The organism is Microcoleus sp. Pol8_D6 (assembly GCF_036700965.1).
Lineage (GTDB): Bacteria > Cyanobacteriota > Cyanobacteriia > Cyanobacteriales > Microcoleaceae > Microcoleus.
Map to the genome: position 1 here is coordinate 1 of NZ_JAUBPW010000085.1, position 17,974 is coordinate 17,974.

Here is a 17,974-nt window from a genome sequence, read left to right on the forward strand (position 1 = left end):
TTAGATGAAATCACAGAAAAAGTTCGCACTTTTCTTGAAGAATTTTCAAGTGAAACAATCGCATCTATCACGGGATGAGATTATATTCTATCGGCACTAAATACTGTAGCATAATTTTGGAGAATTGGTATAACTTTGCATTCCCTCTGCTGGCAAAAGAATTAACCGCTGATTTTTCCAGTCCCCTTCTCAACCCAAATTTTCCTGGATAATTAAGCCAAGTCAAGGTTCTTCTCCTGCGGGACGTTCTATACAATCATACCTGCCTTGTCGTCTAGCTACGGCAAAACCAACATTTTTGAACAGACGAAATTTTCTGGTTCCTATTGCTGGATTTCATTGGATTTCGCCAACTATGGTTAAACTTAACTGAGCCATAATACAATTCAGGGTACATATTCTAGGTTTTAACAATATTTGTAACTGAGATTTTTGTTGTTATTTATTGTTTAAAGTGGGTTGACAATTGTTGCACATTAATAGCAATAATGCTCTCTACTTATTGAGTTACGAAGCTTCTGCCATTCTTGTTTAGAAACATCTGCACGAGTTTTGTCACCCGATGGATCGCGGATATCCCAAATTGTATCTGCAATCCGATCGAGCGATCGCACATGAGAACGATAATCGAAGTCCCAGAAAGCATCACCGACGCAATCTCCTTGTGTAGTAATCATTTCTCGATCGACTGTATTACGAATAGCATTCCATTCGCGGATGTAGGCAGAAGAATCATCATAACGCAATTTGCGGCCTCCTAATTGAGGATTCACTCTATAAAAAAACCAATCCGTAAACCTATCCACAGCTTGAGTGCGTGATTCATAATCGCGCGCTGTAGCACTGTCTAGATTGGAACCACCGAGTACAAGGGCTATAGCTAATGCACACACCCCTAAAAACTTCGGTTTTAACTTAATTGAAAGTGATTGAATTAGCACGATAAAACCCCATGAAAGTTGTCAATTTTTCCGATATGGCTGGTAATAAATCTTCTATTGCCATCCATTTTTAGAACAAGAAACTCCTCCTGTTTTAGGTGCGAGCGTAGATAAACACCAATAATTTTTACCATCAAACACAACGCCTTTTTTGATATATTGTAACTCAGAGAGAGGTTGCCATGGTCGCTCGATATTAGACTCATCATAATATCGATATTGTTTTCCCTTGACCTCTAAAGCCTGATCCGTACCTCCCAACCAATAACGGCCTTCTTGAATTATGTTTGATGAAGATTTTTGTTGATTGCTATCTGTCTTTTTCTCAATCCACCAATTCCTCACAAAACGTTTTGTATTTTCAGAACCTCTTGTCGTAGCGACTATAACTAGCAGTTCTCCTTGTTGATTGATAAACTCAAAACGACAAGGCCCCTCTCCTGTACCAGAACAATCCTTAATCTCTTTATATCCCAAATCAAATAGCTCTTTAACCGAACGATCTCTGAGGTTGGGTTGACCCTGTAAGCTTGGCTGCCACAGTTGTTGAATCAGGATTTGACGCGCCTCTTTGTATGGCATACCTTGTTGAAGAGGTATTTTTCTTGAAGCATTTACAGAATTTTCAAGGCTGACTTGAACTTTTTTATTTAAAGCCTCGATTGTTGAATTTTCTTCGGGATTATTCAGGTAATTTTTTTTACTTGTTGTATCGAGTTTTGCACTATTTATGCTGGGAACTTGTTGCTGTGGGGCAGCATCCGCCAAACTTGTATATCCAATGGCGATTAGTCCAAGCAAGGGTGCAATAATTCTGGTTGTAATAAGAGTGCGATCGCATATCCAACTTTTCATACTCATTGGTTTAAAACCTTTCTTTTTACAATCAATGCTGCGGTGTAAGGCGATCGAGTCTCACAGTCCACAATTGGAAATATACATTTCGCGTCGAATTGCTGACCATTCACTAATGCCGATCCGATCGCTTTTGGGAATTGGCTGTCCGGTGCGTTGAGGATGGCGACTGTAAAAAATTGTATCTGCAAGTAAATCGTAGGTTTGCTCGTAGGTTTCGCCGTTAATTGTCGTGAATTCCCATCCTGTCTCTTCTGGGGCTGGCATAAAACAGACTTCTTGTACCGACTTAACTCGTGGATCGATCGCTTCGCGCAATCTCCGCCATTGATTGCTATATTCGCGATCGCCCGCTTGGAGTTTGCGATTGTTTAACTGAGGATTAACCCTGTAGAATAAGAAATCAGTCAATCGATCGACGGCTTGTTCTCGCGATTCGGCTTTGGCTAGATTGGGGCTGCTGAGAACAAGGGTGATCGCCAGAGCACCAACCATTGAAAATCTTGAGACAGACTTAATTGATAACGACTCGATTAGCATAGTGATTTGGTGTTAATTCCTACCGCCATCCCAACCATCTGAGCACGGGCACAACTAAATAATGACTCACTCCCAAACAAAGCCCGATCGCACTTCCCAACAAACCAAAGAACACAATTGAACCCCAAACTTGCAGCCAGCCGAAGGTAACGTTAGAGAGTGACAAAATCCCAAAGAAACTCCCCGGAAAAATGTTCCAAGCATTCAGCAACAGAAACATTCCCGTAGAGAAAACAGCCACTACCAAAGCGTGAACTAATTGATGACTCCGCAAACCCATTCCCACAGTCATAGAGGCGATCGCAAAAGCTCCCAAAATAACCCCCTGCACACCACTAGAAGCTGTTGCTTCCATCCAGCACAAACCCGCCAACAAATAGCCCTGAGCTCCCATCAATCCAGACAGCCAATACTGTTTTTGCTGGCGAAAACTCCCCGCATCCGTCAAACCGATCGCAGTTCCGAACCCCGCAAATCCAAACAGCAGCACTTCCGGCCCGACAGCGAAAGTCATGTTAGGAATTAATTGCTGCAAACCTTCATTCAGAAAACTGGCAATTTCCGGGCCAATAGGCGAAGCATAACCCAAAACCAAACCGCCGATCGCCCCCGCACTTCCACCAACGGCACCCAGCACCATTTCCCAGCCGGTATCCAGAGAAGCTACCACGATTTGGGCGATCGCGCCGAACAGCAAAACCGTCAAATTTGCCGTTTTTTGCGCCCCCGCCACCACTATTTGCCGGCAGAATTCTACAATAGCTTGACCCATTGGGGCGATCGCGATTTTGCCCTTACTCCTAGCATAAATCTCCTGCAAACGCGCCCGAACATCGCCAGCAGTCGCCGGACGTTCCCGCACATTAGATCGCACCATATCGTCCAACAAATTCGCCAAAGCCGGACTCACAGATACAATGTGGCGCCACCGCAACTCCCCCGTCATCGGATCTTCAATTTCCGCCGGATACTTCCCCGTCAGCAAATGAATACAAGTCCGCCCCAGCGCATAAAAATCCGTCGCCGGCACCACACCGCCGCCCACAATTTGTTCCGGCGGACTGTACCCGGGCGAAATCAACCGCGTCGAACTCGGAGAATCTTTTCCCGCGGATTCGACACCGCCCATCTGTTTAACTCCCCCAAAGTCGATCGTCACCAATTGCAGTCCACCCAAACCCTTGCTTAGCAAAACTTGGGGCGATTCCGGGTCTCGCAGCATCAAATTTGAGGGTTTAATGTCGCGGTGAATAATCTGACACCTGTGCAACTCCTCTAAAATTTCCACAGCTTGACTCAGCCAACTAAACACCCATTCCTGCGGACATCCTTGAGGGTGCTCGTCGAGAACCTCTTCTAAAGTTTTGCCGTGAATCTTTTCCATTACCAAACAAGGCAGCCGCTTCGCCGCAGGATTTCCCTCGCCGCCTGCAAAATTTTGCGTTTGGACGTGAAAATAACCGTCAGGCTCGACTCTAGGGACGCCCGGATGCCGTAAAAGTGCCAAAACCCAAGCTTCTTGCTCGAACAGTTTCAGCGCTTTCGGGGCCGTTTCGAGCAACACTTTCAGGACGCGCTCGGTTTCAGTTTCTGTGTCCCAGACTGTGAAAATTGCTGCAAAACCCCCGGAACCGAGGCTTTCTAGAGGCACGTAGCGATTTTTTAGTCGCAGTGGAGCCCCGCAACTATGACAAAAATTGTTGCCCCAAGTCTGAGGGTAGGGCCTTGGGCAATCTGGATTGATGCAGTGGACGGCTTTTGAAGGGGGGTGAGGCACAACCAGAGTAAAAATGGGGCTAAATATCCATAGTAGACTTACGCGCTGCTAACGCAGAAACCCGGTTTTCAGCGAGGTTAAATGGCTGTAACGACGGATTTGGTTTGAGAGCACAAGTCCTGTCCATATTATGTGCTATGCTGTCGATTTTTGAGTTGGCGGTCTCCGATTCACGGGATTTTAGATTTTAGATTTTGGATTTTAGATTGTTACATACTGAATAACAGTTGAGATCGATCGGGCGATCGATCTTAACTCCCAACCATAACTTTAGGTATTTCTAACTACTTCCCCCTTGCCGATTACCCATTACAAATTCTGATTTTTAAGTATTAAATTCTTTACATAAACCGTATTAATCCGCTGTTCCGCTTGCTGCACGATATCTTTCGGTCGCTCAAAATTCCTCCCCACTCTGCGATCCCCAGCCTTTCCTCCTGCATCCTTCCCCGCTGGCATTTCATAAGATATGTTACAAATATTTGCCTAATGTAAAGCAAAATAAATAATACTTATGATGATTAAAAGAATATTAAAATTTGAGAGTGACACTTTGTTGATATATTTTTAACAGCCTGCGATCGGGCAAAAAAATTAAGCGAATACTAGGAAGCGAGATATGGCTTACGCGCAAACCCAAACTCAATCAAAGGCTGGGTATAAAGCCGGAGTTCAAGACTATAAACTAACGTATTACACGCCGGACTACACGCCGAAAGATACAGATATTTTGGCTGCCTTCCGCGTCACACCGCAGCCGGGAGTTCCCCCAGAAGAAGCAGGCGCTGCTGTGGCTGCTGAATCTTCTACAGGTACATGGACGACTGTTTGGACTGACCTCCTGACCGACCTCGACCGCTACAAAGGTCGCTGCTACGACATCGAACCAGTTCCTGGTGAAGACAACCAATACATCTGCTTCATTGCCTATCCTTTGGATTTGTTTGAAGAAGGTTCCGTCACCAACTTGCTGACCTCTTTGGTCGGTAACGTGTTCGGTTTCAAAGCTCTGCGCGCTCTGCGGTTGGAAGACTTGCGGATTCCCATTGCTTACCTGAAAACCTTCCAAGGCCCTCCTCACGGTATTACCGTTGAGCGGGACAAATTGAACAAGTACGGCCGTCCTTTGCTGGGTTGTACAATTAAGCCCAAATTGGGTCTGTCTGCTAAGAACTACGGCCGTGCCGTTTACGAAGTTCTGCGCGGCGGTTTGGACTTCACCAAAGACGACGAAAACATCAACTCGCAACCGTTCATGCGCTGGCGCGATCGTTTCTTGTTCGTTCAAGAAGCTATTGAAAAAGCCCAAGCAGAAACCGGCGAAGTCAAGGGTCACTACCTCAACGTAACTGCCCCTACCTGCGAAGAAATGATGGAGCGGGCTGAGTTCGCTAAGGAAATCAAAACCCCCATCATCATGCACGACTACCTGACCGGTGGTTTCACTGCAAACACCACCTTGGCTAAATGGTGCCGCCGCAATGGTATTTTGCTGCACATTCACCGCGCCATGCACGCAGTTATCGACCGTCAGAAAAACCACGGTATCCACTTCCGCGTGCTTGCCAAGTGCTTGCGGATGTCCGGTGGCGACCACCTGCACTCCGGTACAGTTGTGGGTAAACTCGAAGGCGAAAAAGGCATCACGATGGGCTTCGTAGACTTGATGCGCGAAGACCACATCGAAGAAGACCGCAGCCGCGGTATTTACTTCACCCAAGATTGGGCCTCCATGCCCGGTGTCATGCCGGTTGCTTCTGGTGGTATCCACATCTGGCACATGCCGGCTTTGGTGGAAATCTTCGGCGACGACTCCTGCTTACAGTTCGGCGGCGGCACCTTGGGCCACCCTTGGGGCAACGCACCTGGTGCAACTGCTAACCGCGTTGCTTTGGAAGCTTGCGTCCAAGCTCGTAACGAAGGCCGCAACTTGATGCGCGAAGGCGGCGACGTGATCCGCGAAGCTTGCAAATGGTCTCCTGAACTCGCTGTTGCTTGCGAACTCTGGAAAGAAATCAAGTTTGAGTTCGAGGCAATGGATACCCTTTAAGGATTTTTGGTTTGAGATTTTAGGTTTTAGGTCGCAAACTTGCTGGGAAGTCTTTATCTTTGAAGAAGATTTACAAGTAAGTTTGCATCCAAAATCTAAAATCCAAAATCTAAAATTTGAGGGAGCTGGGGTCAAAAATGGATCTCAAACAAGTTGCGAAAGACACCGCTAAGGTGCTGGCAAGTTACCTAACCTATCAATCCGTGCGGATGGTGGTCGCTCAGTTGAGCGAAACCAATCCTCCTCTGGCAATCTGGTTGAATGATTTTTCCACGAAGGCCAAAATCCAAGATGGAGAAGCTTACATTCAAGAGTTGCTTTTGGAAAATCAAGATTTAGGATTTCGGATCATGACTGTGCGAGAGTATCTGGCTCACGATGTGACGGAATTTTTGCCAGAAATGGTTTGTACTGGCATTCAACAGGCGAATATGGAACACAGACGCCAGCATTTAGAGCGAACTACGCAACTTAATTGGTCTGTTTCTAGCAGTAATCCTGAAACATCAATAGATTCTGAACCGAATCTGGATAATTTGTCGAGTTAATCGATCGACAAGTGCGATCGAACACACACCTTAGAGATACAAAAAATGAAGACTTTACCTAAAGAGCGTCGTTACGAAACTCTGTCCTATTTGCCCCCGCTGACAGACGCGCAAATTGCCAAGCAACTCCAGTACATCCTGGATCAAGGCTACATTCCCGGCGTTGAATTCAACGAAACCTCTGCTGCTGAAATGCGCTACTGGACTTTGTGGAAGTTGCCTTTGTTTGGTGCTCGCAGCGTCCAAGAAATCATGGCCGAAGTTCAAGCTTGCCGTCAAGAAAATCCTAGCTGCTACATCCGCGTCATGGGTTTTGACAACGTGAAGCAATGCCAAGTGCTGAGCTTCATCGTCCACAAGCCTAACACCAGAGGCTACTAAAAAATATTGGCTGGCTAATCTAAGTTTTAGGTTAACAGTCATTGCAGATTGGAGGCGGGGAATTTTCTCTGCCTCTTTTTTTATAGCTTACAAATAGCTTTTAAAACTTGCAGCAACAAAACTGAAGAATCGGACTCCATCAGGTTTAGCAAAGGCATTAGCTGATAGGTTGGGTTATTGCCCTCCTGAATATTGACGAACTGATAGTGCATTCCGTTTGTTGTCAAGCCCCAGATTGTATCCTGATATTTTAAATTTTGATAAGCATAGGTTAGCAATTGGGATAAACCCATCAATGCGTTAATTCCAGAATTTTTACTTTCAATCACCAAAACCCAAAAATATGTATCGCTTCTGATAGGTTTTATCCTGTTGACAGCCAAGATATCAAACCGTCCTTTAACGATTGTATCTTCCTCTTCAATGCTAATTTCGGCTATGTCTTGTTCTAAACTAATTTTGATCGGGCGGCGGTAGAAGCCAGCCAATCGCATTAGGGGAAAGGTAGTCAGAGCTTTTACCAGTCCTTCAGAAACTCGATCCGTTGAAATGTAGTCATCGAAGTCATCTCTGATTTGTATAAGTTCCTGCTGTTCGTGTTCTGTGATATCTTCAAGGGATAACAGAGAGGTAAATGAGTTAGTGTACTGTTTTTGAAAGCCGAACAGACGGTGTACTTCTGATAAGGTTAGGTTTTTGGCATTAATAGTTGTCGTCATATTTTGATAGTTATTTAAGTTTTAGTTATAATTGTAACATAGAGATTGCGGTAATCAACTTGCACCATTCTTAGGGACAGGCAAGATGCCTGTTCCACAACATATCAAGTTTATTGTGGGGTATGCCGGAGAGCCGGCCCATATTATTAGCAACAGGCAAGATGCCTGTTCCACAACATATCAAGTTTATTGGGGAGTGGGCCTCTTGCCTGCCCATGAAACTAGACGCGATTTCAATCGTCTGGTGACAACAAACCTAATCTATCCTTTCCATCACAATCCCATCAACTATTTCATAACCCCAATTAAAATGTCTATTTGCCAACTGCTCGGCCATGTCATATTCGCCTAAATTGCAGAGTTCAACTAACATTTGATATGCTTCATCTCTTTCTCGCTGTAACCTTTCCCCCCGCAGTTTTTCTCTCTCTTCCTCAGACGGATTTGGTCGCTCTTCTCCCAGCGGATTGATATTGCTAATTCGTTTCACATCAGCCTCATTAAAAAGGGATTGATTCGACTATTTTACCGTCAACTATTTCGTAGCCCCAGTCGGGGTTTGCAGCGATTTGTTTTTCAACTATACTTCGGCCCAGAGGAGTTTGGTAAGCTTTTTGCAAAGAGGAAATACTGGGAATTTCGGTGGCGGTTGGTGGCTCTTTTTGTTCGAGTTTTGGCGGTTCTGGAATCGTGTCGGATGTGGATTGATTGAGGGCTAATTGCGGCGCGATCGCCCCTAACTTCCGCATAACGCTATCCTTGGTGATTTGCGGTTTTTCGTTGAAGGAAGAGGGCAGATATGGTGTGTCAACGCCCTGCTGTTTTGCTTTGAGTGCATCATCGGCAAGGCGATCGCACTTTCGCAAAAATCCCTCCCACAAATCCTTGCCCAAAACCGGGTTTCTCAAATCAGCACGCGCTTTAGAGACTGCTGCTTCCAGCGGTTCGCCTTTGTGCACGTAATACTGAATTCGCTCTTCTTCAAAAGCGGGATAAGGCACTTCCGGCTCGATTTCCCAATCTCGCTTAACTTTCTGACTTTCTCCTAAAGGGATTCCCGCGATAAATTCATCCCAAAAAGTCGAGGTTAAGCCTTTTGTCATGCTGTCAATAATTTTAAATGCCCATCCAGAAGGATTGCCAAATCCTAAGTTGCGCTCTTGAGCATAGGCTTCTAAAGCTCGCTGAAAGTTGTGCAGTTGTTCTTGGGAATTCCAAGGCCCGCTAAATCGGTAATGAGGCGTGACAGCCACAGCTATTTGTTGGCGGGGTTGCCCGAAATATTTGTCGGTTTTAACTACATGATTTGGGGGTGATGTTTCGCGGAAAATTTCTACAGGGTGATTGTCGCTTTCGCGGCTTGTCTGTGTTATGATATCGGCAGGATTTGGTGTCCAAAAGTTATTAAGTTTTTCCTCGAAAGCGTCAATGTCCGCCCAGAGTTCTAGGGTGTCCGTGTTGGGATTTGTTAATTTTTCTTTCAGGAGCGATCGCACTTTGAGCAGGCGTCTCGCGAGTTCTTGTTCTTCGCGATTTAAACCGGTGGCTTTTTCAATTTCGCTGCTGTTGGTTTTTACCCATTCGCTGGAGTTGGACTTTTGTGATTGCCATTGTAATAATTGGCAAAGAAAAATGCTCGCCGCGACTCCGCCGGTAATTGGGGCAAGTTTGGGATAGTAGATGGCGGGGTTTCCTAGATTTCCTAAAAATATTCCTATTTTCATTTTGTATATTCTTAATTCCCTTGGATCTTAGGGTTATTATTGGCGCAGCTTAGCTTGCATTCTAGGGGGCGCATCGGGACAACTTACCTCGACTAAACTAGCATGGAGAAACTTAAGATTTTCTTTAAGCTTCTGTCTATTCCTGACTGAATGGAGTTTCTAGAGTAAAAATGGGGATCGCTTATTCGAGCGCCTGATTGACAGGAGTGAGTTAAACGTAATAATAAATTATTTACTGTAAAGCTCCTGCCAAAATGAATCCAGAACGTCAAGAGGCTTATTTGAACTTAATCGAGCGAGTGCTTACCTGTCCCAACGGCCAAGAACCAGAGGTCTTAAGTTCCTGTTCCGATTTAATTGATGCGGGATTTGTGCAAATGCTAATCCAGATATCGGCTTCAATGGCGCGCGAAGGTGACGAAGATACTGCTAATTTTTTAGTGCAACTTGCTCGTTTGCTGGGGAAATCTTTGGGTTTGTCGCCGGATTTGAGGCCGACTGGGTACAGTAGTGCAAAGGGGTAGAGAAAAAGTGCGATCGCCTCGTTGTATCATGTTTTGAGAAATGAGGGCGATTCCCTACCCTTCGGGATAGCTTTGCTTCAACTAATTTTTAAATGCAGCTATGGCTTTACAGTTTATATTCGAGAGGCTCGCAAAACTCATTCACCCCAGTTTTAAAGACATAAATAATCACCGAAGTCACCAAAATATCAGGGCAAATTTTTGCGGCAACTAAATCTCTAAATGCTGCATTCAATTGTCCGTTGGTCAACTCTTCTTTGACCTCGGATTTGCAGATAGCAACGCGGCATCTTTTCGCCAATCCGTCTAACCAATTTTCTGATATATTCGGTTCTTGTCCGGCTTGAATTGCTAGAGATATCGCTGCATCTTCGATGTTACCTTCGCAATCTTCGATCGCGTCTAGGGCTTTTAGGGCTTCGGGATATTCGGCTAATTGCGAGCGAAATTGGGCAATTTGTTGTGAGGTAATAATCACCATATTATTTTCCTGTGTTCTCTGTTGGCGGGATAAGTTTAGCAATTAAAGTTGCTATTATAGCATTTTTTGATGGAGGTGGGAATTGGGCGATCGAACCTCATTACATTTTTAACTAATATTTTGGATTTCGCAATAGTCCGCCTGGGGCTTAAGCCCTTGTATTAAAGCTTACGTCCGGGCTATGAGGAGGGATGTTAAAATTAACAAAAAGCAGCGCTAAAATAGGTTTACAGAACTCATATTTATAGGGAGTTGGGAAAAATGACAACCGTTACTTTAAACTTAGATACTGTCGAACTAACAGACGAACAGTTTTACCGTTTGTGCCAGATGAATCGAGATTGGCAATTTGAACGGACAGCTAAAGGAGAAATCATTATTATGTCACCAGTAGGCGGAGTCAGCGGCAATCGAGAAGCCGATTTAATTACAGATTTGGGCTTGTGGAACCGTCAAACGCAGTTAGGGAGAGTGTTTAGTTCTTCCACAATTTTTCGCTTGCCTAATAATGGCGATCGATCGCCTGATGCCGCTTGGGTTAGCTTAGAAAGATGGTCGGCTTTAACAGAAGAACAACGAGAGAAATTTCCGCCAATCTGTCCTGATTTTGTCATAGAATTGCGCTCGCGCACAGACCCGCTGCGACCCCTTCAGGAAAAAATGCAGGAGTATCTAAACAGCGGTTTGCGCTTGGGTTGGCTGATTAATCCTCAAGAGGAACAAGTAGAAATTTATCGCCCTTCTCGCGAAGTAGAGATTGTACAATTTCCTGTGAGTTTGTCGGGTGAAGATGTCTTGCCCGGATTTGTGCTGAATTTGCCCATGATTTGATATTGCATCAAACTTTTTCTGTTTCCAACTGTATTTTCTTCGGACAAATATCATCATCGTACCAACCAGTCAAAGCCACCGCCAAAGCATCCGCCGCATCGTCGGGTTTCGGAATATAACCCAACTCTAACTCCCGCGCCACGGCCTCTTGCACTTCAGATTTATCCGCATTACCGCGGCCGGTCAAAGCTTGCTTAATTTGAGCCGGCGTAAACTCGAACAGCGGCACTCCACACTGCGCCAATACTAGCGTCAAAACGCCACGCGCTTGGGCTACAAGTATGGTATTTCCCATTTTGTAAAAGAACAGTTTTTCGGCAATTGCTATATCAGGTTTAATCTGTTCAATTACCTCGTGCAAATCGTCGTAAATTGTTTTCAAGCGCTGTCCCATTTCCTGTTTTGGCGTTGTTTGTATGACGCCGCAATCAATCATGGAAACGCTATTTTTATCTTGTTTGCCCGGTACAATTTGACAGCAAATTGCCCCATAGCCGAGATTTGCTAAGCCGGGATCTAATCCTAAAATTCGTTTTTCCATTGCCAGAATTAGTAATTGGAACTGGGAAGGAGGCATTAAAAATTTGGGAAATGTTTCCTCACTACCCATTACCAATTACCAATTATTAATTACCCCTCAGTTGTTTCTAGGCCGAATACCCGATCGAACACTTTAGTCACTTTATACCCCGAATCTATTGATTCTAGCGGGTCTTTCCGCAACCGGTGCCGCAAACACAGAGTCATCACCCGGCGAATATCGTCCACAGTCACCTCTGTGCGGCATTCCAAAGCCGTGAAAGCTTTCGCAGCCCGATTCGTCACCAAATCGCCCCGCAGCCCGTCTACGTCCAATTCCGCGCAAACTTGGGAGATTTTTACCCGCAACTCTCGATCGATAGTTACCGATTTCAATCTTTCCTGAGCTTCCACCAACCTCTGCTGCAGTTCATCTTGTTCGCGCTGATATTTCGCGAGAAACTCCGGCGGATTTTGGTCAAAACTTGATCGCTGTTCAACAATTTCCACTCTTAAATTCGGGTCTTTTACAGTCCGAATTTCTGCGTGCATCCCGAATCTGTCGAGCAACTGCGGCCGCAATTCTCCTTCTTCTGGATTCCCGGAACCGATTAAAATAAACTTAGCCGGGTGGCGAATCGAAATTCCTTCTCTTTCAACAGTATTCCAACCGCTGGCTGCAGAATCGAGCAAAACATCGACTAAATGATCGTCGAGCAAATTGACTTCATCAACGTACAGAATGCCACGGTTAGCTTTAGCTAAAAGACCGGGTTCAAAAGCTTTAACACCTTCCGACAAAGCTTTTTCGATGTCGATCGTACCGCAAACTCGGTCTTCGGTAGCGCCCAAAGGCAAGTCTACCATTTGGACTTTTTTGCGGGCGATTTTAATCTCCGTTTGAGACATAGTGCGATCGCGCACCTCATCACTCATCAAATCTGGATCAGTGGGATGACTGTTAAAAGGATCGTCAGCCACCACCTCAATTTCCGGCAGCAAGTCAGTGAGGGCGCGGATTGTGGTAGATTTGCCAGTACCTCGATCCCCCATAATCATCACCCCGCCAATTTTGGGATCGATGACATTCAACAGCAGCGCCAGTTTCATCTCCTCCTGGCCAACAATTGCAGTGAAGGGAAAAACAGCGCGGCGGGCTGCGGTAGCGGTAACGGTTGGTAGAGCGCCCGCATTTAGGGTATTGCTGACTTCGGCAGTAGGACTCACAGGATAACTCAAAAATATAATAATTGCTTGTTTATTGTAGGGGATAAGGGATTGTCTGGAGCGATTCCCTACCGCAACGGGCCCGCACGCGCGTTCGGGATAGCTTCGCACGCGCGTAGTTTTAGGATGCCCACAGAGCACTGATCCCCTTCAACAGGATAACGAGTACGAGTGTTTATTTAAAAAAAGTTTTAATCAACTTGGCACATCCGGCACTGTGCAGCAATTTTTATGGACGATCGCACGGCCCAGAACGATCGGCGCGATGGGACAATATTGATGAGATCCCGTCAAATTATCCCAAACATGAATAATTGGCCGAAATTCCTCCCCGATCCTAAATCGTGCGCCAGAGGGTTTGCCTTAAGCATTAGCTTTTGGTTGATTGTTTCTTTACTGTGGCCCAATGCTTACTACTATTCCTACGGATTTAGAAGGACGTACTGGTACACCATCAGGAACTCTGACTGGGAATCCCCGATCGTACTTGCTTGGTTGTGCCAAATCTGGTTATTTGCTTTCTATCACTGGGGGTTAACCAAGTTTGCAGAGTGGGTGGAAATTCGCCGACACAATCAGCAACCGCCGACTGTATCGGCTTGGAAGCACTGGCGGGAAGGCCTTATAGCATTTCTCACACTGCCAGCAGCAATCGTGATGGGAATTCCGCCGACAGCCCTTTTTATGCTGCCGATCAGAAGCTCTTCGGGCGCGCTGATTGCTTTAATTCTAGGAACTGCGATCGCATCTGCTTACCTGTATCACTTCCGCTTTGCAAAGCTGCTTAAAATTATTTTTAAATTCTTATGGATTTTCTATGCAGACCTTCTAAAGATACTTGAACTTTTTTTAGTTCCAGTATTAACTGGTACTCCGTTTTTTCTGCTAACTGTTGCGACCGCCGAAATAGTGCCAATACAGCTACTGCCACTGACAACCTTTCTGTTAGTTATTTGCGTACTGCTAAGCGGGATAGTGGGATATGCAGCTTTGCAGTATTGGTCAGCGCATCTAGTTAATTGGGGCGCGACGTGGTGGCCCGCCGACTCTCCTGGTTACGGCGGGATTCAAGCTCGCAAAGCTTGGAAACACAACAGGACAGCAACCAGCCAATCTTTTGTTCGGCACACAACCAGTTGGCACTTAGCCGCTAACGACACGACCAACCTAATTTACCTAAACCTCATAGCGATCGTACTCGGTGCGATCGGTTTTCTGCTGTTTGGAGAGTCGAAAGAATGGTCAGAAACACAACAAGAGATTTTAGGATCTGCTGTGGCGCTAGTGTGGGTGGCGGTGTGGCATTTCTGGGGGTGGCCTGGCGAAGTAGAAATTGCTAGAGGTAAGCCGGAGGCTAAGAAAAGTCAGAGTTCAGCTAAAAAAAAGCGATCGCCCAACTCTAACTCACCGCCTCCGAATCCGGTAGAACAAGAGCTAAATCAGCTCAAAGCGACAACTGGAATGAATCGGATGAAACCTGTAAGACGATCGACCCAGCAAACTCCTGAAATTGCCAAATGGTATGTGTTTCGCAGCGGAGAAGCCAAGGGGCCCTATACAAAATTGCAATTATGGGAAATTCAGGAAATCACAGCCCGAACCAAAGTGCGGCGCGGACAAACCGAGTGGCAGCGCGCCGGTGAAATTCCAGAACTAGCGGCGTACCTCACTCAAAAATAAGACAGTTAAATAATTCACTCTCAAAACTATTCTCGTCGGAGTTGAACGCTTCTCCACAGCTTTAAATATTCAGGTCGAACAGATTCATCAATCTCGTAAGCTAAACTTTCAGGCAAATCGATTTCGATAATTGACTGCATTGCCCGCATTTCCCCTAAAAAAAACCTCAACTTTGTGAGGGCTTTGCGATGCCAGGAATGAGACTTGAAGTCGTGACACGTGGATTTTCAGTCCACTGCTCCCGATCGATTGCTTGCATAGTAACTGCGAAGTCACAATAGGAATCCGGCAAACAATTGAAGCCACGCCGCTACTCTGTCAAAAGTAACTGCAAGATAGGGAATGGCAAGGAGATTAAATTGATAGACCACTAATTTGGGATTACGGTCTAGCTTTTTTGGTATTCATCTATTATGTTAAAGTCTTTTTTATTCCTTTATTGTAGAGAATGGTACTGTTGTCATGGATTTTTTCGATGCTTCGATCACCTTTGTCTGTCAAGTGTTTGGTAGAAAAAGACGATAGGATTCGCTGTCTATCAGAATTCTGAAACCCAGCCACATTAGCACAAAAGGGAAAATCTTGCTCGCATAACGGCTGAGAACCAAAGCAATACCAGGTAGATGCGTCAGAGTATAGGACATAAACAGCCAGCAGCAAACAATAAAATAGCAAATCGGTACTATCACAGCCAGATTTTGAATACTGCTACTAGCAAATAGGGGAATATAGATGCCAAGATTGTTACCACCGTTAGAAATCGTGACTGCGGAAACGCGATAAGTTTGCGGATCGCGAATTACGTCCCAGAGCGATCGCTGCCGAGAATCAAATCCGCGAAATTTAGAGTTTCTTTTTAGATTATCTGACTTATCTTCGGCTGAATCATCCTTGTTAAGGTTGAGTAAATTATTCAAGCCAATCAGTATCGGCAAAATTCCCAGTAACCCCGTCCAAGTTGACGGAATTGCTAGCCCCAGCAAGAAACCAACTAAACTTACCGTGATTAATGCCGTGAACCCTATAAGCTCACCCACCACAATGTGTTTAGGACGAAAAGTACGATTAACCTCACTGAAGAAGGCCGTCAGATAAATGTTGTCGTCAAACGTTGTTGCGACAGCAACAGCCAGTCCAATCTTAATTGTTGCAATTAACCAATCCATTACCGTCTCTCACTCAATACCTATCCCATCGCCGAAACTACTGATTTCTCAACCGTTGTGAAAAATCACCATAATCTCGATATGATAATGTGAGTATCGCATATTGGGTGTAACAAGCGAGCAAATTTGGTAGTTTATCCATATCAAGCGGTGCTTTGAATTGATCCCCGAGCTTCAACTCATCCCAGAATGTCCATCACCTGTGTTTATCAAAGGAGTCATTATGATTAGCCGTTTGATTGACCGTGTGCCTAGAGGCACAGGTCACAATATCTTACGGTCGCTCAGTTCGGCCACTGGTATATCGGCCACCTATCGGTTTGTAGGTCTGTTTTGTATCGGCCTGGTCTTGGTTTTAGTCTTGAGTCTGGCTTTTGACAGTCATGCTATTGCCACTTCTGCCTCTGGCAATGTACTCTCCCCTCTAGTCATTAGTCAGGTAAATCAGGTCAAATTGTCTAAAGACTCAACAATCCGGTTACTGGAAACGGTGGGACTATTTGTGGGGGGCATACTTTTCTGTGTCGTTTTGGATCGCTGGTTTTCTAATCGTTCTGCTCATTCGGGCAATACACCCTTAGCTGAGCAAGCGCGGCGACTCAAGCAACTCAAAATCGGTTATCCAGAGGGTATGACGAATCTGGAAGTCCTGCGTGCTCAAGGTTTGCTCGAAAGCCGTTTGCGACCATTTGGGCTGATTGTTACTTGGACAAGCTTCTTATCAGCTTCTGCTCTGATAGAAGCATTAAGCAATGGGACGATCGATTTCTGCGGCGGCGGTGGTACGGCGAGCATCTTCTCTCAAGCAGCAGATCATGTGTTTGTGCGGGTGGCTAAAGAAAAATATACTGCTCCTAAAGGTCAAGCGATTTTAGTACCAGAAAATTCGCCAATTCAGACGGTTGCCGACCTGAAGGGTAAAAAGATAGCTTTTGACAAAGGCTCAAGCGCCCATTATGTGCTGGTGCGAGCATTGGCAAAAGTGGGATTAGAGTTTAGTGACATTGAGCCAATTTATCTGACCCAGCCACAGGCGCTGCCCCTATTCCGCGCGGGTGAGGTGGATGCTTGGGTGATTTGGGTTCCCTACACGACCACTCAAGTCAGAAGTGCTTATCCAGGGCGCTCGATTGCAGACTTAGAGAGCATCTTTGGTGACAAAGCCTCTTTAGAAGTTCCGACCTATTACTACGCGATTCCAGAGTTGGTACGCGACTATCCCGACTTGCTCAAGGTGATTTTAGAAGAGGTAAACGAAGCTGGAGCTTGGGCTAAGAAACAGGAATTAGAAGCTGCTGTGCGATTGGCAGAACACCATGAAATAGATCCATCCATTGTAGAAATTTTACAGCGACGTAGTGCGGAGCGCGCTATTATCCCGATCGACGACCAATCGCTCACTGCCCTACAGCACCAGGCAAATATATTTAGAGATTTAGATCTGATTCCTGAGCGGGTGAATGTGAAAGATGGAACCTATAGTTTGCAGACCAAGCAAAACTGGACTTATTAATCTGACAATTACACTCGAGTGTAATTTTTGTCTGATCTCAAATCCGCGCTTCATCGTCGCGCGTAAAATCGAGTCAACAACATTCAACCATCATTCAGTTTTTCGACCCGCCCGTCAACAGTCAACAGTCATCTGGCTCGTGCAACCGGAATTGATATGACCTATGTTTTTTTTAGCACAAGTCGGTCAAATATTAGCTCTGTCTGGGTTTCCGGCGGGGTTGTCACCCCCCATCGGCAAACCGACATCTTGATTAGCTGCATTGCCCGCATTTTTCCTAAAAAAAAACCCTCAACTTTGTGAGGGCTTTGCGATGCCAGGAACGAGACTTGAACTCGTGACACGTGGATTTTCAGTCCACTGCTCTACCAACTGAGCTATCCCGGCTTGTTTTTTCGCGCTTTACTATCTTAGCAGACACATACAGAATTTAGCAAGCACTTTTTCAAATTAATTTTCGATCGCCCGGAACCGCCCGCCTGTAAGCTAAAAGCTACA

At 45.5% G+C, this 17,974-nt stretch carries 18 protein-coding genes and 1 tRNA gene; 7 read left to right on the forward strand and 12 right to left on the reverse strand.

Annotated elements, in window-relative coordinates; all coding sequences use genetic code 11:
• Nucleotides 1-476: 476 nt before the first annotated feature.
• From QUA10_RS25340 to QUA10_RS25355, 4 genes are all read right to left on the reverse strand, one after another.
• Nucleotides 477-941 carry a hypothetical protein gene (locus QUA10_RS25340; RefSeq protein WP_333085302.1) on the reverse strand — a complete coding sequence of 155 codons (465 nt, stop codon included), beginning with the start codon at nt 939-941 and terminating at the stop codon, nt 477-479.
• A gap of 54 nt (nt 942-995) precedes the next feature.
• Nucleotides 996-1,802 (reverse strand): hypothetical protein, encoded by an 807-nt coding sequence (locus QUA10_RS25345; protein ID WP_333086409.1) that lies wholly within the window; start codon nt 1,800-1,802, stop codon nt 996-998.
• Between the two features lie 54 nt (nt 1,803-1,856).
• On the reverse strand, nt 1,857-2,291 hold the full coding sequence (locus tag QUA10_RS25350) for a hypothetical protein (RefSeq protein ID WP_333085300.1): 435 nt from the start codon (nt 2,289-2,291) through the stop codon (nt 1,857-1,859).
• A gap of 64 nt (nt 2,292-2,355) precedes the next feature.
• The gene (locus tag QUA10_RS25355) at nt 2,356-4,113 is read right to left on the reverse strand and encodes a serine/threonine-protein kinase (RefSeq protein WP_333085299.1); all 1,758 of its coding nucleotides are present in this window, start codon (nt 4,111-4,113) and stop codon (nt 2,356-2,358) included.
• A 619-nt stretch (nt 4,114-4,732) separates the two neighbouring features.
• On the opposite strand from QUA10_RS25355, the gene QUA10_RS25360 reads away from it, so the two are divergent.
• From QUA10_RS25360 to QUA10_RS25370, 3 genes are all read left to right on the forward strand, one after another.
• On the forward strand, nt 4,733-6,163 hold the full coding sequence (locus tag QUA10_RS25360) for a form I ribulose bisphosphate carboxylase large subunit (RefSeq protein ID WP_333045238.1): 1,431 nt from the start codon (nt 4,733-4,735) through the stop codon (nt 6,161-6,163).
• A 137-nt stretch (nt 6,164-6,300) separates the two neighbouring features.
• Nucleotides 6,301-6,711, forward strand: coding sequence for a RuBisCO chaperone RbcX (rcbX, locus tag QUA10_RS25365; protein ID WP_333085298.1), 411 nt, complete (start codon nt 6,301-6,303; stop codon nt 6,709-6,711).
• Nucleotides 6,712-6,756: 45 nt separating this feature from the next.
• Nucleotides 6,757-7,092, forward strand: coding sequence for a ribulose bisphosphate carboxylase small subunit (locus QUA10_RS25370; protein ID WP_190745620.1), 336 nt, complete (start codon nt 6,757-6,759; stop codon nt 7,090-7,092).
• Nucleotides 7,093-7,172: 80 nt separating this feature from the next.
• On the opposite strand, the gene QUA10_RS25375 is transcribed toward QUA10_RS25370, so the two are convergent.
• The 3 genes from QUA10_RS25375 to QUA10_RS25385 all read right to left on the reverse strand — a co-directional run bounded on the left by QUA10_RS25375 (nt 7,173) and on the right by QUA10_RS25385 (nt 9,535).
• Nucleotides 7,173-7,811 carry a restriction endonuclease subunit R gene (locus QUA10_RS25375; protein ID WP_333085297.1) on the reverse strand — a complete coding sequence of 213 codons (639 nt, stop codon included), beginning with the start codon at nt 7,809-7,811 and terminating at the stop codon, nt 7,173-7,175.
• Between the two features lie 256 nt (nt 7,812-8,067).
• Nucleotides 8,068-8,301: a hypothetical protein gene (locus QUA10_RS25380; RefSeq protein ID WP_333085296.1), complete on the reverse strand. Its 234-nt coding sequence runs from the start codon at nt 8,299-8,301 to the stop codon at nt 8,068-8,070.
• 10 nt (nt 8,302-8,311) lie between these two features.
• Nucleotides 8,312-9,535, reverse strand: a complete 1,224-nt coding sequence (locus QUA10_RS25385) for a hypothetical protein (RefSeq protein WP_333085295.1) — start codon at nt 9,533-9,535, stop codon at nt 8,312-8,314.
• A 254-nt stretch (nt 9,536-9,789) separates the two neighbouring features.
• Here QUA10_RS25385 and QUA10_RS25390 point away from each other — a divergent pair, with 254 nt between their 5' ends.
• Nucleotides 9,790-10,059 (forward strand): hypothetical protein, encoded by a 270-nt coding sequence (locus QUA10_RS25390; RefSeq protein ID WP_333085294.1) that lies wholly within the window; start codon nt 9,790-9,792, stop codon nt 10,057-10,059.
• A gap of 106 nt (nt 10,060-10,165) precedes the next feature.
• Here QUA10_RS25390 and QUA10_RS25395 read toward each other — a convergent pair whose 3' ends face one another.
• On the reverse strand, nt 10,166-10,540 hold the full coding sequence (locus tag QUA10_RS25395; RefSeq protein WP_006632950.1) for a hypothetical protein: 375 nt from the start codon (nt 10,538-10,540) through the stop codon (nt 10,166-10,168).
• Nucleotides 10,541-10,801: 261 nt separating this feature from the next.
• Here QUA10_RS25395 and QUA10_RS25400 point away from each other — a divergent pair, with 261 nt between their 5' ends.
• Nucleotides 10,802-11,371 carry a Uma2 family endonuclease gene (locus QUA10_RS25400; protein ID WP_333085293.1) on the forward strand — a complete coding sequence of 190 codons (570 nt, stop codon included), beginning with the start codon at nt 10,802-10,804 and terminating at the stop codon, nt 11,369-11,371.
• Nucleotides 11,372-11,378: 7 nt separating this feature from the next.
• Here the strand turns inward: QUA10_RS25400 and ruvC are convergent, their stop codons facing one another.
• Nucleotides 11,379-11,912 carry a crossover junction endodeoxyribonuclease RuvC gene (gene ruvC, locus QUA10_RS25405; RefSeq protein WP_333085303.1) on the reverse strand — a complete coding sequence of 178 codons (534 nt, stop codon included), beginning with the start codon at nt 11,910-11,912 and terminating at the stop codon, nt 11,379-11,381.
• Between the two features lie 89 nt (nt 11,913-12,001).
• A complete protein-coding gene (gene bchI, locus QUA10_RS25410; protein ID WP_333085292.1) occupies nt 12,002-13,117 on the reverse strand; it encodes a magnesium chelatase ATPase subunit I in 1,116 nt (371 codons plus the stop codon).
• 231 nt (nt 13,118-13,348) lie between these two features.
• On the opposite strand from bchI, the gene QUA10_RS25415 reads away from it, so the two are divergent.
• On the forward strand, nt 13,349-14,797 hold the full coding sequence (locus tag QUA10_RS25415; protein WP_333085291.1) for a DUF4339 domain-containing protein: 1,449 nt from the start codon (nt 13,349-13,351) through the stop codon (nt 14,795-14,797).
• 497 nt (nt 14,798-15,294) lie between these two features.
• Here QUA10_RS25415 and QUA10_RS25420 read toward each other — a convergent pair whose 3' ends face one another.
• On the reverse strand, nt 15,295-15,963 hold the full coding sequence (locus QUA10_RS25420; RefSeq protein ID WP_333085290.1) for a cadmium resistance transporter: 669 nt from the start codon (nt 15,961-15,963) through the stop codon (nt 15,295-15,297).
• A 223-nt stretch (nt 15,964-16,186) separates the two neighbouring features.
• On the opposite strand from QUA10_RS25420, the gene QUA10_RS25425 reads away from it, so the two are divergent.
• Nucleotides 16,187-17,476 carry a sulfonate ABC transporter substrate-binding protein gene (locus QUA10_RS25425; protein WP_333086410.1) on the forward strand — a complete coding sequence of 430 codons (1,290 nt, stop codon included), beginning with the start codon at nt 16,187-16,189 and terminating at the stop codon, nt 17,474-17,476.
• Between the two features lie 314 nt (nt 17,477-17,790).
• Here QUA10_RS25425 and QUA10_RS25430 read toward each other — a convergent pair.
• A tRNA-Phe gene (locus QUA10_RS25430) sits at nt 17,791-17,863 on the reverse strand.
• Nucleotides 17,864-17,974 lie beyond the last annotated feature (111 nt).